Genomic DNA, 20,074 nt, shown 5'->3' with positions numbered 1-20,074 from the left:
CTCAACCGCCCAGGCTGATAGCGAGAATGGCGGCAGACATGATGAGCGCACGGCGCAGCATGCAGCCCAGCATGAAGTAAACCCGCGTCGGGTCGATGGGGCCGCACAAGCCCTCGGCAATGCAGCTGATGGGAATCTCGCGCCCATCGTCAGTCTTCACAAAGCCTTGCGCTGATTCTTCCTCGGTCAGATCCAGTTCGTAGTCCGCATCCAGGTCGCGCAAGGCAGACACCTGGGGGCGCGCATAGGGAAAGACGGCACGGTCAATCCAGTAGCCAGCCAGGGCGGCCAGGGAGATCAGATTGAGCTTGTAGAGGCTGACCGGCAGTTGCTGCGGCGCGATCAGAAAGACGGCCAGCGAGAGGACCAGGGCAATCAGCCACCAGCTGGTCATGCGCGGCAGCTTGGATTGGCGAAGGCTTTGGGCAGAAGTGGATGACATGAACGTCCTCGGTGTGAACTTTCGGGTTTGAAAGCCCACACTCTGGACGTCAGAGTGGGATTGGTCTTTTGGCCGAGGGCACTATGGGGCGCTGCCGAACTTGGCCCGATGCTGCTCGGTCAAGCCGTTGCAAGTCTGCGCAACGAACTGTTTGGTCTGTTCGTCCAGCGCCGGGTTCTTGTGATCCCTCCAGCACAGATCAATTGCCGCGCGGCTCTCGGACTGACCATCAGAGGGAAGCCTGCTGGCAACGATGAAAAATAACGCCACCAACAGCGCCAAGCTGGCCACCCCGTATTTGAGCCATGCAATCGCTTTGCTTTTGGGCTTCGCATTGGCGATAGCGCCACCTTGCTGCCGCACGCGCTCGGTCATGTAGAGCGCTTTGGCCTTGGCTTCATCACCTTCAGCCTGAGCAAAGCATCTGGCCCATAAGCCTTTGTTCCGCGCGTTGGCATCGTCTGCTTCGCGCTCAGCGTTCAGCCACAGGGCGTCTGAATTCCCCATTTCTTTCTCCTGGACGTTGTTAGCCAACTCTCATGCTGGGGCGAGCCTTGGCCTCGTTTTCAAGGCAAGTTTCTACCCAGCGCCTGGTGCGCTTGCACTGCAGATCGTCCAAGCTCTTGACGTGGATTGTCTTGAAGTGTTTTTGCATGAAGGCCTCAGCACACTCTCTGGCCTCGGTACTCAAACGCATGATGCGTAGTACCTCAAGCTGTTCGGCTGTTGCCGCCCTTTTTTCTGTGGCTGCCAAAGGGGCATCCATCAGTGGGGCAGGCCCGGTCTCGTTGGCGGCCGGTGTTGCGGGCGAATCAGATGCCATCACGTAGAACGTGTTGTAGATCGTCTGATTCATGGTTTTCTGACTGTGTGTCAGGTCACCTCCAACGCTTCCTACCTGGACGCTGCCGTCGCCCACATCCTGCATCTTTTGCTTGGGCATCAGTTTGCTGAGCCACTGCATCAACTCCCTCAATTTCACCCTGTCTCCCTTTCAGTCGTCGCTGTTCGGCTACTTGGCTCTTTTCTTATCGGATTTTGGAATCGGGTTGTAGTCGCCACCGACATGGCCTATTTGCACAGAGCCGGAGCCCGTGTGCTGCATCACTTGGCCACCGCCAGATGAGCCCCCTTGCAAGGCCCCAATTGCGGCAGCCTTAACCGCCAGAGGGGCAGCGCGAAAGAGCTTCAGCAGCTCAAGTTCGTCTGGCGTGAGCGCGTCGGTACTGGCCGTCTGGGCACCGGTCACGACATAGCCGACGTCTACCCCAACACGCGCCCATACGGCCAATGCCTTGGCATTCGGGTAAGCGGTCTCTTTTTCCCAGGAAGCCTGGGAGCTTTTAGATGCCTCCGTCATCGCCGCAAAAGCCGGTTGGGAGAAGCCCAAGCGCTCGCGCTCTTCCTTCAGGCGTTCACCTATTCCAGTTTTCTGATTCATTTACCTTTGATAGATCAGAATTCTGAGCTATCATCCGTTCACACAAGTTCAAACAAACGCGCACTAGCGCCAACTAGTACGCACAAACCGGGATGCAACATGCCAATCAAAAAACGCTCTGAGGTCCGCGCTGAGTTCGCCCGCCTGGGACTGTCGTACTCGGCCTGGGCTACGCACCACGGCTACAACGTGAACCTCGTAATCGCCATCCTCAACGATGACGACGAGAACCCAGCACGTAAGTGCGGCCGTGGAGCCTCGCACAACATCGCTGTGCAGCTGCGCCTCAAAGATGGCGAAGTGCAGCAAGTTGCTACGCCTCGTATGCCTGTGTTTGCTTGATTGGCTGTTATGTCGCAACAAGATATTACAGGCAAATCTCAGGCTGATCGGGCCTTGGCCGGTAGAGGAATCGTGCTCTATCGCCTCAGCGATGCGTGGCAGGGCTACTGCCAGGCAATCAAAGTGCAGGTTTCAGACGTGGAGGTACTGGCTGCCCAGGGTGAAATTCTGGAGGCGTTTCCCCTTCTATCAAAGCGCCTAGCTGGCATAGATAGACGTGCCACTGCTGTTGTACGACCCGCAAGCGCTCCTTTTGTTCGTCTGGTGCCAGTTGCCACATCTGGTCCAAGCGCTGAGCTGTCGCCAGCAACGCAGGACGCGGCAGCTGCCTTGTCATCTCAGTCAACAGCCAATGGTGTGCCCACAGCTGGTCTTGCAAGGGCAGCAGGCGGTCTTGCACTGCGCGGTCAATCAGTTTCTGCATCAAAGACAGGTCGGCGTTTTCGGCCATTGGTTCGCTCCAGGTTTTCTCTGGTCTCCAGTGTCCGTGCGTCGCGCATTTCCATGCAGTTTTTTGTTTTGAAGCAAGTCTGTGGAGGTACTTCAAATGCCGCCTCGTAATTGGAAACGCTTTCGCGCCAACAACTTGCGGGATGCCATGCGTGCCTGCAAGGACTATGCGCAGGAAAAGCACCAGCTGTCTGTGGCCCGCATTGCAGAACTGATGGGCGATGTGACAGAGGACTCTCTGTACGGCTGGCTGAGCAAGGGCCGCATGCCCGTGGCGTTGGTGCCTACCTTTGAGTTGGTGTGCGGCGCGCACTTTGTGAGCGACTGGCTGGCTGCTTCGGCAGGCCGCATGGTGATTGCGATGCCCAAGGGTCGCAAGCCCAGCGAGGCCGAACTGCACCAGATCACCGAGGACTGCTCCACCGCCATGCGCAAGCTGGCGGCGTTCTACGCCGACCCCACCAAGGCCGATACGGCCGAGCTGATGGAGCTGCTGCAGAGGCACCTGGAGCAAGTTGCTTTTCAACACCGCAACGTGGGCCAGTACATCGCGCCCGAACTGGAGTTCTGACCATGGAAAAAGACATCTTTGACCAGATTGCCAGTGGCAAGGCCCCCACTGTGGCAACTGAGCTGGCCCCCGCGCCAGTGCCGCAGGCTCAAGTCGCCAGCCGTGAAGCGCAGCTGATCGGGTACGCACTGAGCCGCCATGTGCCCGCCATGCAGCGCGGCTTTGAAGTCCTCACCTCCTACGGCCCTTGGCGCGTAGATGGTGAGCTGGCTCTGCTGATGGCCGAACTGATGCGACAGCACCTGATGAATCAGCTTGCCACTGTGGAGGCTCGCCAATGAGCACCGCACAAACCACAACTAAGAGCGCTCAGCCCGTCTTGGCCGTGATGGAGGCCCTGTGTGGTTTTGCGATGACAGGGGCCACCAACAAGGACCTGGCCGAAGCCTGCAAAACCACGGCGGTGGTGGTTACCCGCGCCACTCAGACGCTGATAGTCCACGGGTGGTGCCGCAAGAGCGAGGAAACAGGGCGCTTTTACCCCACACCGCAGTTCACGCGGCTGACTTTTCGGGTGCTGGATGACTGCCAGCGCCATGAGCAGCGCATGGCCGATGCACGCCATTCCTTGACGGGACAGTGAGCCGCCATGCCGACCACGACATGCACGGTGGCCTTTTACCCACCTGGCAATAGCCACAACCGAATCCTGGTCCCCGAAGTGGAGCTAGGCCCAGACGGAAGCCTGGAGCACGCCAAGGCCTACGCCCAGGACGCCATCACCGCCCTGGCAGCCCTGCCGCAAAGCCAATGGCGCATGAAGGTGATCCAGACCAGCCAGGTGCAGGACACAGACCCCATTACCGACAACAAAAGGACAGACACATGAGCCGCAAGACAAGCCAAACCACAGCCCCTACCGATCTGGTAGACATTTCTCCCGCCGCCACGGCGCGTATTGAAGCCGTGCAGGACTCCCTTGCAGTGCAGGCCATGGAGGCCTCGGCCAACGCCAAGGCCGTCGCAGTAGAAATGGGCTATGAAGGGACATTGTCCGTGGGCGCTCTGGAAGATGAAATCCGCTTTTACCAGCGCCGTACGGTGGAGGCCATCCTTGAGACGGGCAAGCGTCTGCGGGTACTCCAAGAGCTAACTCCTCGCGGCGAATTCGATGATCGGATTGAAATGCTGGGATTCACCCGCAGGACGGCCTACCGTTTCATGCAGGTCGCATCTAAGACGGCGAAAAGTGCCAATTTGGCACTTTTGAGCACCCAGGTTAAGAACGCCTCTGCGTTTCTTGAGCTTGTCACCCACGATGACGACGCGCTGGAGTCCCTCAAGGACATGGACGACATCGACCGCATGAGTGCCAGCGAGCTGCGCTCGACTTTGCGCCAGGCCAAGGAAGACAACAAGTTCCTAGCAGAGAAGCGTGACAAGGAGCAGCAACGTGCCGACAACGCCGAAAAAGCCCTGAAGTCTGGCGGCCCCAAAGCCCGCAGCCTGGAGGCTCGTGTAGCCGACTTCAGCAAGGAGGTGGATACGGAACAGGACGCGGCTACGAACGCGCTGCTGGCGATGGATCAGCAGGTCAAGGCCCTGGATACCTGGTACCTGGAGTATGCCGCCCAGCAGCCAGGCTATGAGCCCGGCGACCGAGTAGACATGCCTGTGGAAGTGCTCGCTCTGGTGCAAAAGCTGTGCGGCAATGTGAACCGCATTGCTGCCAGCGTCGGCGGTCTGCAGCATCTGATTGGCAACACCTTCGGTCACGAACTGGAGGCCGTCACCATCCACGAGATGAAGACCACCGCCACGGCGGAGGCCGAGTAAGCCATGGAGGACTACGACATGGCATCACTCGCACCGGCGACTTGCGATTACATCCGCGATCTGGCCCGCAAGCTGGGTGCGGCACCGCACAAAGCCCGAGGACCACTGATTGACGGCGCAGCCGAATTTCTGGGCATGAGCAAGCAGACCATTTACCGCCATCTGAAGGCGGTGGCGGGCTGGGAGAGCGGGCGCAAATGCCGCGCCGACAAGGGCAGCACCAGCGTGAACAGCGATGCGCTGCTGACCCTGGCCACGATGCAGCGCGAAAGCGTGCGCGACAACGGTAAGCAGACCATGCACACGCCCGTGGCACGCAGCGTGCTGGAGGCCAACGGCTTGCCAGTTGGTGTGAGCAATGCCCACCTGAACCGCCTGATGCGCGACCGCGGCCTGAATGTGGAGACCCAGGTGGCGGCTTCGCCAGCGCAAAAGCTGCGTTACCCGCACCCGAACCACACGCACCAGGTGGACCCCAGCCTGTGCCTGGTGTACTACCTGAACGGCCGCCAATACATCATGGAAGACCGCGAGTTCTATAAGAACAAGCTGGAGAACTATGCCAAGGTGAAGTTCAAGGTGTTTCGCTACGCCATGTGGGATGGTGCGAGCGGCTCCATCCAGCCCTGGTACACGGAAGCCGCAGGCGAGAGCCAGGCCAGCCTGTTCAACTTTCTGATGCATGCCTGGAGCAAGCAGGACGGGCGTCTGTTTCATGGCGTGCCCAAGGTGCTGATCTGGGACAAGGGCAGCGCCAACCAGAGCCACGCCATCCGCAACCTGCTCAAGAGCCTGGAGGTGGAGGCCATTACCCACGAGGCTGGCAACAGCCGCGCCAAGGGCGGCGTGGAGAACGCCAACAACATCATTGAGACTCAGTTTGAGAGCCGCCTGCGCTTTGAGCCTGTGGACAGCATTGATGAGCTCAATGCCGCGGCCCTGGCCTGGAGCGAGGGCTACAACGCCAATCTGATCCCTGGCCAGGACACGCGCCTGCGCCGCGAGGGTTTGGCGATGCCCGTGGCCCGCTATGACCTTTGGCAGCGCATTCGCAGCGAAGAGCTGCGCCTGCTGCCCGATGTGGAGGTGTGCCGCGCCCTGATGGTGGGCAAGGAGGAGGAACGCAAGGTGGATGGTCACGAGAACATCACCTTCCGCCACCCCAAGGCCGACCGCACGCAGACCTATTGCCTCAAGGGCATGGACGGCGTGAATGTGGGCGACATGGTGAGCGTGCGCCCCTTGGTGTACGGCGAAGATGCCATCCAGGTGGAGCTGGCCCGCTTTGATGGTGAGCCTCTCATCTACCGCGTGGAGCCGGAGCGGGAATACGACGGCTACGGCAATCCGCTGTCTGCGGCTGTTCCTGGCGAAGGCTACAAGTCCCACACCCAGACTCCTGCGGAAGTCGCAGGCCAGGCCATGGACGAGCTGGCTTTCCCCGGCCAGGACGCTGACCAGGCACGCCAGAAGAAGGTGGTGCCCTTCGGCGGCGCGATCAAGTCGCACAGCTATCTCAAGGATGTGGAGCAGCCCAGCTATCTGCAGCGCCCCGGTGTTGAGATTGAAGCGCCGGCCCACGCCACACCAGCTGCGCCGCGAATGCTGGATTCCACCGTCGTGATGCTGCGGGTTCGCTCCGAGCTGGGACGCAACCTGACCGCCGAGGAAAACCAGTTCATGACCGCACGCTTTGCGGGCGGCGTACCGGAAGACCAGCTGGACGCACTGATCGACCAGTTCAAGAACCCACCCCAGGCCCAGGACTTTGCGGACATGCAGCCCCTGCGTGCTGCTGGCGGTCTGCGTGCTGTCTGAGGAGCCTATGAGCGACAACTACATGAAGCTGGCCCTGCACGGGATTCTGGTGCAGCTCAAGCAGTCACAGGCTGAGCTGGCGCGGCATTGCCGCGTCTCGCGGGCCACGATCAATTTGATCTGCAAGTTTGATCAATGGCCCAAGTCCGCAAAGACCAACCAGACCATGCTGCGGCCTCTGATTGAAGAGTTCCTGCGCTGCCACGGTGCCACCGATGAGCAAGTGCTCGGGGCCTTTGAACCACTTTTCGAGGGGGCGCACCCGCTGTGTTCCAGCACAGCGTGTGCCCTTTATTCCCAAGGCCAGAAGGCCAAAAACCAAGAGGATGATATGAACGTACGTCACAGCCGCCTGACTTCTGAGACCCGCCAGCACTTTCGGATTCTAAAGGACCCGTTTGTGGACGAGCTGCGCTCCATCGCAGACGTGTTTGAGTCAGACGATATCCGCTATGTGCGTGCCGCTGTTCGTCAGACGGCACTGCACGGCGGCATGCTCGCCCTGGTGGCCGAATCCGGCGCGGGCAAGAGCACCATTCGCAAGGATCTGATCGAGTGGATCAAGACTACAGGCGAACGTATTGAGGTGATTGAGCCCTATGTGGTGGCCACCAGTGCAGCTTCCAAGGCTGGCCGTTTGCTGGTTGCCGCAGACATCGTCGGCGCGGTGATTCGCAGCCTGGCACCCAACAAGCCTGTGCGCTCGTCGCTGGAGGCCCGTACCCACCAGATGCACCAGATGCTCAAGGAAGGGGCCAGCGATGGACGCAAGCATGTGGTGGTCATTGAGGAAGCCCATGACCTGGCTATTCCGACGCTCAAGGCGCTCAAGCGCTTCTATGAGCAAGAGGATGGCTTCAAGAAACTGCTGTCCATCATCCTGGTGGGCCAGAACGAGCTGGCGGACAAGCTCAGCGAGAAGGACCCCGAGGTTCGCGAAGTGGTCCAGCGCTGCGAACTGATCACGCTACCGCCCCTGGATAACAACCTGGGCGCATACCTGCAGCACAAGTTCAAGCGCGTGGAGGCCGATATGGCCAACGTGCTGGAGACCGAGGCCATCGACGCCATCCGCGCCGTGCTGCGCCGCGATGAAACCCGCTCCTTCGGCGGCAAGCGCACCACCAAGAACGTTTCCAAGTGCCACCCCCTGGCCGTTAACAACCTGGTCACACGCGCCATGAATATGGCTGCGGGCATCAGTGCCAAGACGGTGAATGCGGCTCTGATCCATGCGGCATTCCAGGAGAGCGGCAATGCCTGAGCGCGTTAAGTCCGAGGCTGCGGCGCTTCGCCGTATGGCCGGCCATTCGCGCTTGTTCAGCATGGCTTGCGGTCGCAGTGGCTACGTGGAGTGCGCCACCTTCCGCTTGGCGGGGCGATTCATCAAGTTTCTGTGGATCAACGTCTATGACGCTGAGGGCAACGAGGTACTCAGCGCCTGCAAGGTTCGCCCACAGGCACGGTTCCGGCCCTGCCGATTTCTGCCCAGCAGCTGGGTCTTTGAGCAAGTAATGGCGGCAGAGGGCTATCGCCCTAACAGCTGGATTCGCGTTCAGTTTCCCGCCTTGAGTGGAGATCCCAATGCATAAAAAGGTCATTTCTCTGACTGCATACAAGGCCTTGCGCCTTGTCTGGATCAAGCGCCGCGCCCGGGTGCTGCAGCGCGCATTCAGCGCAGACCGGGCCACAGCCGTTCTTGAAGCCACTCAGGACTGGTATCGCTTCAACGGCAAGGCCTTGCCCAACCGCGCAATTCGTCGAGTTCAAGAGGAGGTATCTGCATGAAGCGCTATTTCTTTGAGCCTGGCGCAGTCCAGTGCTACCGCAAGCGCGGCCTGCGCGCACGCCTGGAGCGTGGCCTCCAAGCATTCAAGGGCTTGCTCCAGGCGGCTTTGGGCAGCCATCCGTCCGACTCCATCGGCCACTTTGTGTTGCTGGGCGCGATGGTGGTGGCCGCCGCCGCTTGCCTGGGTTCGCTGGCGGGCTATGTGCAGTTTGAGCTGGGAATGGGGGTGATCTGATGGCACTGAAGAAAAACCGCCTGAGCGAGGACAGCAAGCTTCTGCTGGACCACATCAAGGCTCACGGCCCGCAGAACCTCGCGCAGCTGCGCCCTGTGACGGGTGAACTAGAAAGCGACCTGGTCAAACGCCTGCGCAACCTGCGCACAGGCGGCTGGCTGGAGATTGTGGAGGGCGCACCAGAGCTGCGCTGGAACATCTGCAGCGTGGCCGCTCCACTGTTTGACCTGGGCCTGACACCAGGACGGACTGGCAAGGGCACGCCCAAGCTCATGGGCGACATGCCCGCACGCAGGCAGATCAATGTGATGGAGGGCAAATACGAGCCCAAGCCATTCACGCCTCCCCGTCAGGGGTCACTGGATTTCAGCGCAATCGCCAGCCGTGGCGTGCGCTGCTGATAAGCAATTAAGGAGCAACGACAAATGACTCAACAAAATATTCGTGAAGATATTTCTGCCGAGGCCGAGGTGCCCGCTGGGATGATGCGTGACGGTCAGGGGCGTCTCTGGCCTATGAGCCTGGTCAAGCCTATCGACCAGGCGCGTGATGCGCTGGTGCACGAGCTGGTGGCCATCGCCAAGGAAGAGAACCAGCGTCTGACACAGGCCAAGGCCAAGATCTTTGGCGACGTCGCGGCTTTCGTGGACCTGAGCGCCGAGCAGTATGGCGTCCACCGTGGTGGCAAAAAGGGCAACATCACGCTCTTTACCTTCGACGGCCGCTACAAGCTGCAGATCGCTACGTCCGAGTCCATCCGCTTTGATGAACGCCTGCACGCTGCCAAGGACCTGCTGGACCAGTGTGCAGCTGAGTGGACAGACGGCTCTCGCGATGAGGTCCGTATCGTGATCCAGGAGACGTTCCGTACTGACAAAGAGGGAAACCTTAGCGTGGGCCGCATCCTAGGTCTGCGCCGCTGGGATATCAAGGACCCACGCTGGAAAGAGGCCATGCGCGCCATTGGTGACTCCATCCAGGTGGTGGGCTCCAAGCAGTACGCCCGCTTTTATGAACGCGTCGGTGACACAGACCGCTATGCGCCCATTCCTTTGGACATGGTGGCTGTGTGATGAATCAAATCAATATCACCCCGGAGCACGTCGCCATGGAACGCGATGCTTTTGAGACCTTCTATGCGGCTTTGTGGAAGAAGCAGACCGACAAGACAGAAAGCATTGAGTTTCTGACCGGTGTAGTTCGCTCCATGCGCGATGGCGACCAGTACGAGCAAGGCAAGGACTACCTGAATTTTCTTTGGGAGGGCTGGCTTGGCCGAGCCACAGCGCAAGACCTTCTGAATGGTGCCTCTGGGAACAAGCCGCTGTTTGCGGTCCTCGCTCCATGTGGCCAGGGCGTGGTCTTGACCAACGAGACTGACGCGCGCTGGACAACAACGGGGAGAGGTACAGGTTCTGATGGTTTCGGCGTGCCCACCATTGGCGATGATTTTCGCCGTACCTACAAGGGCGAAAAGCTGCGCCTGGTCACAGTTCAAATTTTGGAGGAAGTGAAGGCATGAGCAATATCAAGACTTACACGGTGAAGGCATCCTGGTTTAACGATGCCGAGGTCACTCTCAAAGTGGATCACGACCTGCTGACACCAGACTTGGCCACTGAAATCAACACTTTCTGGTCCAACGCGGACAGCCGCTTGGCCGCAGAAAACGAGAACGTGGTGCGTGTCGTCATTCGCATGTTTGGCGCACGAGCCATTGCCCTGGCGATGGAGCAAGGTGGCTGGGACTTTTCCAACAGCTCCCCTGCAGCCGGACTTCGGACTGCGCAAGAGGTCATTGATGACTTTGGCGAAGGCTGGCCCAAGGCTGAGGAGCTGGGCATCTCGGTCATCCAGGTTGCTGCCGATAGTGTCGGCTTTGACGATGTTGAGCTGGAGGTTGCAGCATGAAGAGCATTGAATCTATCGCCAAAGCCGCCTACGAGGCCTTCCGCCACCGCCTGACGCCGGTTCCCGTCGTGACCTGGAATGAAATGGCAGAGCCTATACGCCAGGCCTGGATCGCCGCAGCGCAGACCATGGCCGACGAGATCCGCCAGGTGCATTGACGTCGGCTGCCACCACTCAAGCCCCCATGCAGCCGCTGAGCCATGGGGGCTTTTTCATACCCCAATGAAGTCAAAAATGGCAATGACAACACAAACCACATACCGCAACCGGCTCATCAAGCTGATTCAGGTTGCCCGCCGCGACCTGGGCCTGGACGAGCCCAACTATCGCGGCATCCTATTCGCCCAGGGCGGCAACGACTCCCTGGCGGCCATGTCCATCGACGGCATGCAGAAGGTGCTGGACTATCTCAAGGGACAAGGCTTCAAGGTGCGATCGACCAAAACCGATCGCAAGCAGGCCACGGGCCTGGACGCCAGCAAGGTGCGCGCCCTGTGGCTGTTCCTGCACGAGCTGGGAGCCGTGCAAGACCCATCAGAAGCGGCGTTGACGGCGTATGTGAAGCGCATGGTCAAGGTGGATGACGTGCAGTGGATGCGCAGCGGTCGCCGCGTTGAAACGGTGATTGAGTCCCTGAAAAAGTGGGCCATGCGCTACCTGCCTGCAGCCGTGGCCACACTCAAGGAGGAAGTGCGCGATAGGTATCACAAGGGGCTCCTGAGCGAGGCACAGACAGGCTGCGCTGCTCGCGGTTTTGAGCGCTCAACCCAAGGCGATGGGTTTGATGTGCAGTGGGAAGCATGGGAGAATCTACGCACTGCCGCAGGGCGTCCATTCCCCATCTGAAGACTCGATTTCAATGGCCACTCACGTCGACCGTGACTCCAACATGGCGATCCGCAGGAACCAGTTCCTAGCGGACCTGAGGGACGTGGCCAAGAAGCACCTGCAGGAGCATGTCTCCGGCCCAGCTGCCGACCTGGTTGCGGGTTCGCTGACAGATCATCTGGCTGATTATTGGGGCGGCCAGCTGATCAACATCCCCAAGGACTACCGATGGAAGCTCAGCCAGCGCGAAGCTGAGATCTATGCCGAGTTCAACGGCTACAACATCGCGGACCTCGCCCGAAAGTACGATATGCACGAGCGCAGCATGCGCAAGCTGCTAGACCGGGTCAGAAAGCGCATGGCGGCGGCAACTGACCGCCGCACCAGAGACCTCTTCAACGACTAAGGCCCCAGAATCTGGGGCCTTATTCATTCAACAGAGCTGACTCTCATGTCTGTAGCTATTGCATCTCGCAACTATTTGTCAGTTGCGCATCTATCGGCCGCTTCGTTGTTCGCTAAACAGAGTAGCGACATTGAATCATCAGGCACAGTGACGTCACTCGACGCCACAGTGCTCAGGCAACACCACGCTTGTGTGGTTTCCGCTGTGATCATGTCAGCAGCATTTTTAGAGGCCAACATCAATGAGCTTTTCTCTGACTGTGCAGATGAGCAGTTTGCAAGGAGCCTCTCAACTTTGCGCGCAAAGGACCTCATGGGCCGCTTATGGAAAAAGGGAGTCCCTCGCACAGCGTCCTACTCGATACTTGAAAAATACGAAATTGCGCTGGAGTTGAATGACAAAGCAGGCTTCAATACTGGGGCTACTCCCTATCAGGATGTCAAGCTGCTGGTCGAGCTTCGCAACGCGCTCATTCACTTTGAACCGGAAACAATCCCGAGCCACAGTGTGAACGAGGCACAGAAGGTCCATAAGTTTGAAAAGCGGTTCGCAGGAAAATTTAGCCCCAATGCGCTCACAGGGGCTAAAAATCCGTTTTACCCAGACAAGCTGTTGGGAGCAGGCTGCGCCAACTGGGCAATCATGTCAGCGGTTGCGTTCACAGATGAATTCTGTGAACGGCTCGGTACACAGCCAATCTATGAGTATGTCCGAGGCCACTTTTTCTGAGGTTCTTGTGGTCCGATGAAGCGTTTCAACTAATGCAACTCAATTTCAGATTTGCGTTGCACTACGTCGCGGTAAGTCCCACAACGTTTCGATTTATCACGCCACTCCCTCTATCTTTATCTCACTCCCTTTCACCAGCGCATTGAAGATCAGGCCATGAGCAATGTGGGGGAGGTGATGCAGCAGACCACCGGCGTGACGGTGGACTATGGCGGCGCGGGTGGACTGGGCGGTGCGGCCACCAAGTTTCTGTCGCGCGGCTTCGAGATCAGCAATGTGCAGATCGACGGTGCCAGTGTGGACGCGTTCAGCCAGCAGCTGTTCGACCCCAATCTGGCCATGTATGACAGTGTGCAGGTGGTGCGCGGCGCCAACGGTCTGTTCAGCGGTAATGGGGAGCCTGGCGGTGCCATCAATCTGGTGCGCAAGCGTCCCACGGCGCAAAAGCAGATTCTGGGCTCGGTGGGCGTCGGCAGCTGGAGTCGCAAACAGGCCGAGCTGGATGTTGCGGGCCCGTTGAATGAAGCAGGGAGCCTGCGAGGTCGTGCCGTGCTCGCGCATTCGGACAAGAACTTTTTCTATCGCGGAGCGGATTCGCAAAACAGCTTGCTCTACGGCATTCTGGAGGCCGATGTGACCAGCTCCACGCGTGTGAGCCTGGGAGCCAGCTACGACAAGCTCAAGGCCACTCCCTGGCGCGAAGGCCTGCCGCGTGCCGCCAATGGCGACGATCTGAAGCTGTCCCGCAAAACTGCGCTGATGGCGGGCTGGAGCCACTACGACAAGAGCGCCAAGGAGATTTTTGCGCAGCTCGACCAGCAACTGGCGGGGGACTGGAAGCTCAAGGCTCAAGTCAATTATCAGAAGGTGGACAGCGATGCGCGGCTGGCGAGCCTCAGCGGAGCCGTTGACCCTGCAACAGGTCTTGGCGCCAACTGGACCGGCTTTTCCAACGACTTTCGTTCGGAGAAAAAAAGCCTGGATGTGCATGCCAGCGGCCCGTTCTCGCTGTTCGGCCGCAAGCACCGCTTGCTGCTCGGCGCGGACTGGAGCAAGGTCCGTGACGATCAGGACACCTATTACTCCGAGATGGATACGCCACTGTCTCTGACCAATGTCTATGAGTTCGATCCCGGCCGAATTCCCTCGGCAGTAAGCGAGCGCAAGACACGCAGCTATCCCGGCTACGGCGCCACGCAAAAAGGCTTTTATGGTCGTGCCAACCTGAGCCTGACGGATCAGCTCACTGCCATTGTCGGAGGACGTTATGCCAGCTACTCCTACGACACGCCATACATCAACTACAACGCCGATGGCAGTGTTCGGGCGAGCGGTCGCGAGTACTACAGCGAAAGCGGTATCTTCACCCCCTATGCAGGCCTGGTCTACGACCTGGGCAAGCAGTGGACAGCCTATGGCAGCGTGACCGAGATCCACAAATCGCAGGCCAATATGCTGGCCGGGCCGGCACCGGGGGCCGCGCTGGACCCGATCAAAGGCCGCAGCTTCGAGCTGGGCATGAAGGGGGAACTCGCCGATGGCAAGCTCAATACAGCGCTGGCTCTTTACCGTATCGAGCGCAAGGGGCAGGCGGTGCGTGATCCGCGTTATCCGGAAACGGATGTGGGGAATCTGGGCCTGAGCTGCTGCTATGTCGCGCAGGGCAAGATCATCAGCCAGGGGCTGGACATGGAAGTGACCGGTCAGCTGGCGCAGGGCTGGCAGCTGTTTGCCGGCTATACCTACAACCACAATCGCAACAAGACCGACCCGTCGCAACTGGTCTACAGCTCCATCACACCCAAGCACCTGTTCAAGCTGTGGAGCACGTATCAGTTGCAGGGTCAGCTCTCGCCATGGACGGTGGGCGGTGGCGTAACGCTGCAAAGCGCCACCTATGTCAGCGGCACGGCCAACAGCTACAACCCGGCATCGGGCCAATACGATGGCAATGCCGTTCCCTTCCGCTTCACCCAGGCCGGCTACGCCGTCTGGGGTGCCAGCGTGCAATACCGCATCAATCGCAACTGGTCGGCTGCACTCAATGTGCACAATCTGTTCGACAAGACTTACTACAAGACGGTTGGGACCTCGGGCAGCGGCAACTGGTATGGCGAGCCGCGTAGCGTGCTGCTGACCTTGCGTGGCGCGTTCTGAGCGGGCTGACATGAGCGGCAAGCCAGCATCTCAGCCCGGACTTCGCCAGACCATGTCATGGCTGCACACCTGGTGCGGCCTGGTGTGCGGCTGGCTGCTCTGCGCCATTTTCCTGACGGGCTCGATCAGTGTGTTCCGTGAGCCCATCACGCGATGGATGCAGGGGTTGCCACTGGAGGGCAGCGGCCAGCAGCCGCTTTCTCCGCAAGAGCGTCTGCAGGCCTTGCGGCTGGCCGAGCAGCACCTGAGCAAGACGGCGCCGGATGCCAGTATCTGGCGCATCGGTCTGCCGCTGCACGCAGGCGATGGGGTCAAGGTATTCGCGCGTACCCTGGACGGCGATCAGCAGGCCAGCCTGCATGCACAGACGGGCGAAGCCTTGCCCGAACCCGCCACGCGCGAGACCGAAGGCGGCCGGCATTTCATGTCCTTTCACTATTCCTTGCAGGGCGGTATCGCTGGCTTCTGGGTGGTGGGACTGGTGTCGATGTGCATGATGGTGGCGCTGGTCTCCGGCGTGATTGTGCACCGGCGCATTTTTCAGGACTTCTTTACCTTCCGGCCCGGCAAGGGCCAGCGCTCCTGGCTGGATGCTCACAATGCATCGGCCGTGCTCACGCTGCCGTTTCTGTTCATGATCGTCTACACAGGACTCGCGCATTTCTACACCAGCTATATGCCTTGGCCGCTGCAATCGCTGTATGGGCAGGACCGTTCGGCCTACAGCCGCTACGAGTCCGAGTTGAATGCCAGACCCGAGGCGAATACGCTCTCGAATGTGCCTGCCATTGCAGCTGTGGACCTTGTCAGCCTTGCGCAGCAGGCCCAGTCCCTGCTGACGGAGCCCGTTGTGGGCGTGGTGGTGCAGCGACCTGAGGGGGCGCCGGCCACGATACGCTTCACGGAAGGCAAGCCGGATACGGCAGTGACGCGCCGCCTGGTCAACGCCGCGCGTGCCGTGACCTTCGATGCCGTCAGCGGCCAGGTGCTGCTGCCACCTGCAAATCCCCTGTCCCGCAATCTGGCGACCGACACCTATCCCGTCATCAGCGCGCTGCATCTGGTCACCTTTGGTGGCTGGACGATGAAGTGGCTGTATTTTGTTCTGGGTCTGATCGGCACCGCGATGATTGCCAGCGGATCGATCTTGTTTGCAGTCAAGCGTCGTGCAAAAAGCGGTCATGAATGGGGTGTGGCCACGCATTTCATGTACCGCTGTATCGATGGGCTCAATGTGGCTGCATTGGCAGGCTCGGCGCTGGCGTCCATTGCCTATCTGTATGGCAATCGTCTGCTGCCCCTGGTGCTGGAGGCGCGTTCCAGCTGGGAAATCCACGTGTTCTTTGCGGTCTGGGCTCTGAGCCTGCTGCATGCGCTGCTGCGCACGGCGCGCCAGGCCTGGTGCGAACAGCTATGGATGCTGGCCTTGCTGTGTCTGGGCTTGCCGCTGCTCAATGTCATGACTACAGGCCAGCACCTGCTGCTGTACCTGGCGCAGGGCGATGGTCAGCGGGCAGGGCTGGAGCTGACCTGCATGGCGCTGGGCCTGCTGGTGGCCTGGGGGGCATGGCGGCATGAAAAGTCGCGGCGTAGCAAGAGCGTGAAGCAGCCGCGTGCGGGCCGTGGCGCGGTCACGGGAGGTCTCACATGAAAGCGGCGGCAATGACCCAGGCACAGACAAGGCGCTATCGCTGGGCCGTACTGCTGCGCGTGCTGATGGCTGCGCTGGGCGGCTATGCGCTCACGGCGCTGGCCTGCGCCGTGATGGCCCATGTGCTTGTGGCCGTGGGCGCTATGCAGCGTGCACCTGCCGTGCTGCTTTCCACCTTGCTCAGCTTTTTGCTCTACACCGCAGTGGCGCTCTGGGCCTTCCATGTGCGCAGCCTGCTGCGCGTGATGGCATGGATGGCGGGCTCGGCAGTCTTGTTGACAGCTGCGCTGCAGGCGCTGAAAGGTGTGGCATGAGCCTGTGGCAGGTGATGGCCTGCGCCCTGGCGCTGTGCTTGGCAGGCATGCTGGTGCTGAGCCAGGTCATGGACAGGCATTGCGATCAGCTTGTATCGCGTGGCGAGCCCGGGCCGGCGCTGCGGGTCGTGCTGCGCCTGGCGGGGGCGGCACTGATGCTGCTCGCACTGTGGCTGTGCATGGGCTTGTGGGGTGCTGCGGTGGGAACCATCGTCTGGCTGGGCTGCCTCAGTGTGGCCGCGCTGGCACTCACATGGCTGCTCGCCTATGTGCCTGGGCCCGGTGCAGTGCTGGTGGCCATGGGAGGTCTGGTCGCCTTGGCCGGGACGCTTTGGGTGGCATTCACGGGATGAGTTAGACGGCATGACCGCATGGGCATTCCCTCGGGCTTTAGCCGGGCGATTCGCAATAGATGTGCGAATCGGGCGGTCGTTGTAAAAACCTGTGTGGGCAATCGTTGTGGCTATTGCCGATCTGGCAAGCCCTTGGGCGGGCGCAGAATGTGGGTCTTCGCCCATTTTTGCAGCCGCCCCGAAACGATTGCCCGCCCATGCAGCAAGAGCCAGATTTCTTTCACAACCTCAATGAGGAGATGCGCGACGGAAAGCGCTGGCTGGAGCGGACGGTGGTGCTGGCCTATGCCGCGGCAGCGGGCCTGAGCGTGGTGGCTTTCACGCTGCTGGCAGAGGCGGCGTTCGGATTTTTCGAGAGCATCTACCACGGCGTCCACGGCTGGCTGGTGTTGATCTGGATGCCGGCCATCACGGCGGCAGCGGTCTGGGCCACGCGCAAATGGGCTCCGGGTGCCAGCGGCTCGGGCATCCCGCAGGTGATTGCCACGCTTGAACCATCGGTCGATGCCAGTCTGCGCAAGCGCTTTGTGTCGCTGTGGCTGTCGTTTGCCAAGATCGTGCTGTCCAGCGCGGGATTTCTCGCTGGGCTGTCGATAGGGCGCGAAGGGCCGTCGGTGCAGGTGGCTGCCGGTGTCATGCATTCGGCGCGGCGCTGGCTGGGCCCCAAGTCCGTCATCAACACCCATGCCTTGCTGGTGGCCGGTGGGGCGGCAGGTATTGCAGCAGCCTTCAACGCCCCGCTGGCGGGCGTGGTGTTTGCCATCGAGGAGCTCTCGCGCAAGCTGGAGTCGCGCTCCAGCGGACTCATCATCGCGGCCATTGTGCTGGCCGGTCTGATGGGGGTCTCGGTCTTCGGCAATCTGAGCTATTTTGGCCGCATCCGCGTGGCCGAACTCGGCTGGCGTGACCTGCTGCCTTGTCTTGCCGTGGCGCTGACCTGCGGCGTGCTGGGCGGCCTGTTCGCCAAGCTCATGACCCACTCGCTGACTTCATCCACGGAGCGCCTCAACAAGCTCAGGTCACGCTTTCCCATCCGCTTTGCGGCAGTGCTGGCCCTGCTGATTGCCGTCATCGGCGTGGTCACCGGCGGCGCCACCTTTGGTGCGGGCTCTGAAGCCGTCAAGCATATGCTGCAGGGCGAGGCCGATGTGCCCGAGTTCTATGTCACGCTCAAATTCATCGCTACCTGGCTATCGGCCTGGGTGGGCGTACCCGGCGGTATCTTTGCGCCCTCGCTGTCGATTGGTGCAGGCGTGGGGAATAACGTTGCATCGATTGTTGGAACTGCGGATATAGCGCCTGCATTGATAGCGATGGGCATGGCTGCCTTTCTGGCGGCGGTCACCCAGGCGCCACTGACGGCTTTCATCATCGTGATGGAGATGGTGGACGGCCACTCACTGGTGCTGAGCCTCATGGCATCGGCCATGATCGCCAGCATGATCTCGCGCATGATTGCGCGGCCGCTGTATGAGTCGCTGGCCTTGCACATGCTCCAGATGGCAAGGGCCTCTTTGCCCAAGGTGCCGGAGCCTGAAGCCGCTGCGGCTCCAGCGGAGTCCACACAGCCTGTGGCGCGGGACGAGTCTTCCGAGACTGATGCACTGCAAAAGTCGCGTCAAGGCTAGGCTGTCGGTTGAATCCATCAGCAGCGTCTACGCGGAATTGAACTAGCTTGGGCCAACGGTGCTTATGCTCGGGTGAAATCAGTAGTTCAGGTGATTCTGGACGCGAGGCGCAGTCGGTGAGTCAGGCCTACAGGCATGTGATATCCAAAGAGCGAGAAGTGGGGCGACCTCGCCATTGGTGAGGTATGTGACGTCTACGACTGAGGCCACTTGCAGCACCGATCTGGCCTATCGTTCCAGTCGGTCATCTTTTTCGACTTCCGAAGCCAAGCGTTAAGCAAGCGTCCTGGATACGACTGCCGCTGGCCATCGCGGTTGGAACATGAGCGTCACAAGTGTCAGGTCCATGGGCTTGAACAGTCCGGGCAGCCAGGAGTACGCCTGTGGTATCAAGTGCGACCCGGTTTTCAGGTGTTAGGCTTGTTTGTGCACCATCACATGCATGGCTCGTTCGCCCTGCCTCACTTCGGCGACCTCATAGCCCAGAGCGCGCATGTCCAAGCCTTGCCAGAGGTTTTCGCCGGACCCCATCAACAGAGGACGTACAGCGAGGTGAATCTCATCGACCAGTCGCGCCTGCAGGAACTGTCGCACGGTGGCTACGCCGCCGCCAATGCGAATATCGCGATCACCTGCGGCTGTCTTGGCTTGCGCCAGCGCTGATGCAATGCCATCCGTGACGAAGTGAAAATCAGTGCCTCCCTGCATGCGCAGCGAGGGCCGCGCGTGGTGGGTCAGGACAAATGCGGGCACGTGATAGGGCGGCTCATCGCCCCACCAGCCCTTCCAGCTTTCGTCGGGCCAATGGCCGCGTATCGGTCCGAACATATTGCGCCCCAGAATCCACGCGCCGATGTTCTCGAAGGAGCGTTCGGCCATCTGATTGTCGACACCTGTTTCGCCGATCTGAGACCCCCCATGCATGCGCTGAAAGACTTGGGTGGGGAAGAACCACTCAAGGATCTCAGGTCCACCGACGCCGAGCGGGTTCTGCAAATCCTGGTTGGGGCCGGCGGAGTAACCGTCCAGCGAGATGCCGAAGCAGAGGACTTTGACTTTCATGACGGAACACCTTTCAGGTTAGAGAGCGATGATCGATGGCCTCGATATCAACGTCTGTACTTAGCGTTTCCACATGCCTCGGTCACCCGTCGCATTGTTGAGCTCAGGGTGTTGGGTCCGAAGTCGCGTCTGACCGCTGCTTTGGGTAGCCACCTGAATGGACGCTGCTGC

29 protein-coding genes and 1 pseudogene are annotated in these 20,074 nt (G+C 60.2%); 24 read left to right on the top strand and 6 right to left on the bottom strand.

The features are described 5' to 3' along the window. Position 1: 1 nt before the first annotated feature. The 4 genes from V8Z78_RS01265 to V8Z78_RS01250 form a co-directional block, all read right to left on the bottom strand. The gene (locus V8Z78_RS01265) at positions 2 to 442 is read right to left on the bottom strand and encodes a putative holin (protein ID WP_349730741.1); all 441 of its coding nucleotides are present in this window, start codon (positions 440 to 442) and stop codon (positions 2 to 4) included. 81 nt (positions 443 to 523) lie between these two features. Then, positions 524 to 976 carry a hypothetical protein gene (locus tag V8Z78_RS01260; protein ID WP_349730740.1) on the bottom strand — a complete coding sequence of 151 codons (453 nt, stop codon included), beginning with the start codon at positions 974 to 976 and terminating at the stop codon, positions 524 to 526. After that, on the bottom strand, positions 969 to 1,406 hold the full coding sequence (locus tag V8Z78_RS01255; RefSeq protein WP_349730739.1) for a hypothetical protein: 438 nt from the start codon (positions 1,404 to 1,406) through the stop codon (positions 969 to 971). The genes V8Z78_RS01260 and V8Z78_RS01255 overlap by 8 nt, the downstream gene beginning before the upstream one ends. A gap of 48 nt (positions 1,407 to 1,454) precedes the next feature. Then, positions 1,455 to 1,883, bottom strand: coding sequence for a helix-turn-helix domain-containing protein (locus V8Z78_RS01250; protein ID WP_349730738.1), 429 nt, complete (start codon positions 1,881 to 1,883; stop codon positions 1,455 to 1,457). A 99-nt stretch (positions 1,884 to 1,982) separates the two neighbouring features. On the opposite strand from V8Z78_RS01250, the gene V8Z78_RS01245 reads away from it, so the two are divergent. Further along, positions 1,983 to 2,225 carry a DNA-binding protein gene (locus V8Z78_RS01245; protein ID WP_003055965.1) on the top strand — a complete coding sequence of 81 codons (243 nt, stop codon included), beginning with the start codon at positions 1,983 to 1,985 and terminating at the stop codon, positions 2,223 to 2,225. 118 nt (positions 2,226 to 2,343) lie between these two features. Here V8Z78_RS01245 and V8Z78_RS01240 read toward each other — a convergent pair whose 3' ends face one another. After that, positions 2,344 to 2,676: a hypothetical protein gene (locus V8Z78_RS01240; protein ID WP_349730737.1), complete on the bottom strand. Its 333-nt coding sequence runs from the start codon at positions 2,674 to 2,676 to the stop codon at positions 2,344 to 2,346. A 96-nt stretch (positions 2,677 to 2,772) separates the two neighbouring features. On the opposite strand from V8Z78_RS01240, the gene V8Z78_RS01235 reads away from it, so the two are divergent. From V8Z78_RS01235 to V8Z78_RS01125, 23 genes and pseudogenes are all read left to right on the top strand, one after another. Then, on the top strand, positions 2,773 to 3,246 hold the full coding sequence (locus V8Z78_RS01235; RefSeq protein ID WP_349730736.1) for a hypothetical protein: 474 nt from the start codon (positions 2,773 to 2,775) through the stop codon (positions 3,244 to 3,246). A 2-nt stretch (positions 3,247 to 3,248) separates the two neighbouring features. Further along, positions 3,249 to 3,527, top strand: a complete 279-nt coding sequence (locus tag V8Z78_RS01230; protein ID WP_349730735.1) for a hypothetical protein — start codon at positions 3,249 to 3,251, stop codon at positions 3,525 to 3,527. After that, positions 3,524 to 3,829 (top strand): IclR family transcriptional regulator, encoded by a 306-nt coding sequence (locus V8Z78_RS01225; protein ID WP_349730734.1) that lies wholly within the window; start codon positions 3,524 to 3,526, stop codon positions 3,827 to 3,829. The genes V8Z78_RS01230 and V8Z78_RS01225 overlap by 4 nt, the downstream gene beginning before the upstream one ends. Before the next feature lie 6 nt (positions 3,830 to 3,835). After that, positions 3,836 to 4,075: a hypothetical protein gene (locus V8Z78_RS01220; RefSeq protein WP_349730733.1), complete on the top strand. Its 240-nt coding sequence runs from the start codon at positions 3,836 to 3,838 to the stop codon at positions 4,073 to 4,075. Continuing rightward, positions 4,072 to 5,022 (top strand): hypothetical protein, encoded by a 951-nt coding sequence (locus V8Z78_RS01215; protein WP_349730732.1) that lies wholly within the window; start codon positions 4,072 to 4,074, stop codon positions 5,020 to 5,022. The genes V8Z78_RS01220 and V8Z78_RS01215 overlap by 4 nt, the downstream gene beginning before the upstream one ends. An 18-nt stretch (positions 5,023 to 5,040) precedes the next feature. Then, positions 5,041 to 6,840, top strand: a complete 1,800-nt coding sequence (locus V8Z78_RS01210; RefSeq protein WP_349730731.1) for an integrase — start codon at positions 5,041 to 5,043, stop codon at positions 6,838 to 6,840. Positions 6,841 to 6,847: 7 nt separating this feature from the next. Then, a complete protein-coding gene (locus tag V8Z78_RS01205) occupies positions 6,848 to 8,104 on the top strand; it encodes an ExeA family protein (protein WP_349730730.1) in 1,257 nt (418 codons plus the stop codon). Then, positions 8,097 to 8,432 carry a hypothetical protein gene (locus V8Z78_RS01200; RefSeq protein ID WP_349730729.1) on the top strand — a complete coding sequence of 112 codons (336 nt, stop codon included), beginning with the start codon at positions 8,097 to 8,099 and terminating at the stop codon, positions 8,430 to 8,432. Before V8Z78_RS01205 ends, V8Z78_RS01200 begins: the two co-directional genes overlap by 8 nt. Further along, on the top strand, positions 8,425 to 8,628 hold the full coding sequence (locus V8Z78_RS01195) for a hypothetical protein (RefSeq protein ID WP_349730728.1): 204 nt from the start codon (positions 8,425 to 8,427) through the stop codon (positions 8,626 to 8,628). Before V8Z78_RS01200 ends, V8Z78_RS01195 begins: the two co-directional genes overlap by 8 nt. Beyond that, the gene (locus tag V8Z78_RS01190) at positions 8,625 to 8,864 is read left to right on the top strand and encodes a hypothetical protein (protein ID WP_349730727.1); all 240 of its coding nucleotides are present in this window, start codon (positions 8,625 to 8,627) and stop codon (positions 8,862 to 8,864) included. Before V8Z78_RS01195 ends, V8Z78_RS01190 begins: the two co-directional genes overlap by 4 nt. Next, the gene (locus V8Z78_RS01185) at positions 8,864 to 9,265 is read left to right on the top strand and encodes a hypothetical protein (RefSeq protein WP_349730726.1); all 402 of its coding nucleotides are present in this window, start codon (positions 8,864 to 8,866) and stop codon (positions 9,263 to 9,265) included. Before V8Z78_RS01190 ends, V8Z78_RS01185 begins: the two co-directional genes overlap by 1 nt. Positions 9,266 to 9,289: 24 nt before the next feature. Beyond that, the gene (locus V8Z78_RS01180; protein ID WP_349730725.1) at positions 9,290 to 9,937 is read left to right on the top strand and encodes a DUF3164 family protein; all 648 of its coding nucleotides are present in this window, start codon (positions 9,290 to 9,292) and stop codon (positions 9,935 to 9,937) included. Continuing rightward, complete coding sequence (locus tag V8Z78_RS01175) at positions 9,937 to 10,386, top strand: hypothetical protein (protein ID WP_349730724.1); 450 nt, start codon at positions 9,937 to 9,939, stop codon at positions 10,384 to 10,386. Before V8Z78_RS01180 ends, V8Z78_RS01175 begins: the two co-directional genes overlap by 1 nt. After that, entirely contained in the window at positions 10,383 to 10,775 is a 393-nt protein-coding gene (locus V8Z78_RS01170) for a DUF2528 family protein (RefSeq protein WP_349730723.1), read from the top strand. Before V8Z78_RS01175 ends, V8Z78_RS01170 begins: the two co-directional genes overlap by 4 nt. Further along, a complete protein-coding gene (locus V8Z78_RS01165) occupies positions 10,772 to 10,933 on the top strand; it encodes a hypothetical protein (protein ID WP_349730722.1) in 162 nt (53 codons plus the stop codon). The genes V8Z78_RS01170 and V8Z78_RS01165 overlap by 4 nt, the downstream gene beginning before the upstream one ends. An 82-nt stretch (positions 10,934 to 11,015) precedes the next feature. After that, positions 11,016 to 11,621, top strand: coding sequence for a gp16 family protein (locus tag V8Z78_RS01160; protein WP_349730721.1), 606 nt, complete (start codon positions 11,016 to 11,018; stop codon positions 11,619 to 11,621). A 13-nt stretch (positions 11,622 to 11,634) separates the two neighbouring features. Beyond that, positions 11,635 to 12,009, top strand: a complete 375-nt coding sequence (locus V8Z78_RS01155) for a Mor transcription activator family protein (RefSeq protein ID WP_349730720.1) — start codon at positions 11,635 to 11,637, stop codon at positions 12,007 to 12,009. A 45-nt stretch (positions 12,010 to 12,054) separates the two neighbouring features. Then, positions 12,055 to 12,738, top strand: a complete 684-nt coding sequence (locus tag V8Z78_RS01150) for a hypothetical protein (protein WP_349730719.1) — start codon at positions 12,055 to 12,057, stop codon at positions 12,736 to 12,738. 135 nt (positions 12,739 to 12,873) lie between these two features. After that, positions 12,874 to 14,895: pseudogene (locus tag V8Z78_RS01145) on the top strand (TonB-dependent siderophore receptor); the annotation flags it as partial. Between the two features lie 10 nt (positions 14,896 to 14,905). After that, complete coding sequence (locus tag V8Z78_RS01140; protein WP_057092166.1) at positions 14,906 to 16,546, top strand: PepSY-associated TM helix domain-containing protein; 1,641 nt, start codon at positions 14,906 to 14,908, stop codon at positions 16,544 to 16,546. Further along, positions 16,543 to 16,860, top strand: coding sequence for a hypothetical protein (locus V8Z78_RS01135; protein WP_280031979.1), 318 nt, complete (start codon positions 16,543 to 16,545; stop codon positions 16,858 to 16,860). Before V8Z78_RS01140 ends, V8Z78_RS01135 begins: the two co-directional genes overlap by 4 nt. Beyond that, on the top strand, positions 16,857 to 17,213 hold the full coding sequence (locus V8Z78_RS01130) for a DUF3325 domain-containing protein (RefSeq protein WP_003067950.1): 357 nt from the start codon (positions 16,857 to 16,859) through the stop codon (positions 17,211 to 17,213). Before V8Z78_RS01135 ends, V8Z78_RS01130 begins: the two co-directional genes overlap by 4 nt. Before the next feature lie 197 nt (positions 17,214 to 17,410). Continuing rightward, on the top strand, positions 17,411 to 18,841 hold the full coding sequence (locus V8Z78_RS01125) for a chloride channel protein (protein WP_046462050.1): 1,431 nt from the start codon (positions 17,411 to 17,413) through the stop codon (positions 18,839 to 18,841). Positions 18,842 to 19,255: 414 nt separating this feature from the next. Here the strand turns inward: V8Z78_RS01125 and V8Z78_RS01120 are convergent, their stop codons facing one another. Next, positions 19,256 to 19,903 carry a dihydrofolate reductase family protein gene (locus tag V8Z78_RS01120; protein ID WP_046462051.1) on the bottom strand — a complete coding sequence of 216 codons (648 nt, stop codon included), beginning with the start codon at positions 19,901 to 19,903 and terminating at the stop codon, positions 19,256 to 19,258. Positions 19,904 to 20,074: the final 171 nt, after the last annotated feature.

This window comes from Comamonas sp. wu1-DMT, assembly GCF_040187805.1.
GTDB classification, from domain to species: Bacteria; Pseudomonadota; Gammaproteobacteria; order Burkholderiales; family Burkholderiaceae_C; genus Comamonas; species Comamonas thiooxydans.
The sequence above is the reverse complement of the archived record's forward strand: the minus strand, read 5'-3'. Positions and strand labels throughout refer to the sequence as shown.

Coding starts and splice junctions, on each gene's coding strand:
- V8Z78_RS01265 (WP_349730741.1), bottom strand. CDS start 442: ATGTCATCCACTTCTGCCCAAAGCCTTCGCCAATCCAAGCTGCCGCGC.
- V8Z78_RS01255 (WP_349730739.1), bottom strand. CDS start 1,406: ATGCAGTGGCTCAGCAAACTGATGCCCAAGCAAAAGATGCAGGATGTG.
- V8Z78_RS01250 (WP_349730738.1), bottom strand. CDS start 1,883: ATGAATCAGAAAACTGGAATAGGTGAACGCCTGAAGGAAGAGCGCGAG.
- V8Z78_RS01245 (WP_003055965.1), top strand. CDS start 1,983: ATGCCAATCAAAAAACGCTCTGAGGTCCGCGCTGAGTTCGCCCGCCTG.
- V8Z78_RS01240 (WP_349730737.1), bottom strand. CDS start 2,676: ATGGCCGAAAACGCCGACCTGTCTTTGATGCAGAAACTGATTGACCGC.
- V8Z78_RS01235 (WP_349730736.1), top strand. CDS start 2,773: ATGCCGCCTCGTAATTGGAAACGCTTTCGCGCCAACAACTTGCGGGAT.
- V8Z78_RS01230 (WP_349730735.1), top strand. CDS start 3,249: ATGGAAAAAGACATCTTTGACCAGATTGCCAGTGGCAAGGCCCCCACT.
- V8Z78_RS01225 (WP_349730734.1), top strand. CDS start 3,524: ATGAGCACCGCACAAACCACAACTAAGAGCGCTCAGCCCGTCTTGGCC.
- V8Z78_RS01220 (WP_349730733.1), top strand. CDS start 3,836: ATGCCGACCACGACATGCACGGTGGCCTTTTACCCACCTGGCAATAGC.
- V8Z78_RS01215 (WP_349730732.1), top strand. CDS start 4,072: ATGAGCCGCAAGACAAGCCAAACCACAGCCCCTACCGATCTGGTAGAC.
- V8Z78_RS01210 (WP_349730731.1), top strand. CDS start 5,041: ATGGCATCACTCGCACCGGCGACTTGCGATTACATCCGCGATCTGGCC.
- V8Z78_RS01205 (WP_349730730.1), top strand. CDS start 6,848: ATGAGCGACAACTACATGAAGCTGGCCCTGCACGGGATTCTGGTGCAG.
- V8Z78_RS01200 (WP_349730729.1), top strand. CDS start 8,097: ATGCCTGAGCGCGTTAAGTCCGAGGCTGCGGCGCTTCGCCGTATGGCC.
- V8Z78_RS01195 (WP_349730728.1), top strand. CDS start 8,425: ATGCATAAAAAGGTCATTTCTCTGACTGCATACAAGGCCTTGCGCCTT.
- V8Z78_RS01190 (WP_349730727.1), top strand. CDS start 8,625: ATGAAGCGCTATTTCTTTGAGCCTGGCGCAGTCCAGTGCTACCGCAAG.
- V8Z78_RS01185 (WP_349730726.1), top strand. CDS start 8,864: ATGGCACTGAAGAAAAACCGCCTGAGCGAGGACAGCAAGCTTCTGCTG.
- V8Z78_RS01180 (WP_349730725.1), top strand. CDS start 9,290: ATGACTCAACAAAATATTCGTGAAGATATTTCTGCCGAGGCCGAGGTG.
- V8Z78_RS01175 (WP_349730724.1), top strand. CDS start 9,937: ATGAATCAAATCAATATCACCCCGGAGCACGTCGCCATGGAACGCGAT.
- V8Z78_RS01170 (WP_349730723.1), top strand. CDS start 10,383: ATGAGCAATATCAAGACTTACACGGTGAAGGCATCCTGGTTTAACGAT.
- V8Z78_RS01165 (WP_349730722.1), top strand. CDS start 10,772: ATGAAGAGCATTGAATCTATCGCCAAAGCCGCCTACGAGGCCTTCCGC.
- V8Z78_RS01160 (WP_349730721.1), top strand. CDS start 11,016: ATGACAACACAAACCACATACCGCAACCGGCTCATCAAGCTGATTCAG.
- V8Z78_RS01155 (WP_349730720.1), top strand. CDS start 11,635: ATGGCCACTCACGTCGACCGTGACTCCAACATGGCGATCCGCAGGAAC.
- V8Z78_RS01150 (WP_349730719.1), top strand. CDS start 12,055: ATGTCTGTAGCTATTGCATCTCGCAACTATTTGTCAGTTGCGCATCTA.
- V8Z78_RS01140 (WP_057092166.1), top strand. CDS start 14,906: ATGAGCGGCAAGCCAGCATCTCAGCCCGGACTTCGCCAGACCATGTCA.
- V8Z78_RS01135 (WP_280031979.1), top strand. CDS start 16,543: ATGAAAGCGGCGGCAATGACCCAGGCACAGACAAGGCGCTATCGCTGG.
- V8Z78_RS01130 (WP_003067950.1), top strand. CDS start 16,857: ATGAGCCTGTGGCAGGTGATGGCCTGCGCCCTGGCGCTGTGCTTGGCA.
- V8Z78_RS01125 (WP_046462050.1), top strand. CDS start 17,411: ATGCAGCAAGAGCCAGATTTCTTTCACAACCTCAATGAGGAGATGCGC.
- V8Z78_RS01120 (WP_046462051.1), bottom strand. CDS start 19,903: ATGAAAGTCAAAGTCCTCTGCTTCGGCATCTCGCTGGACGGTTACTCC.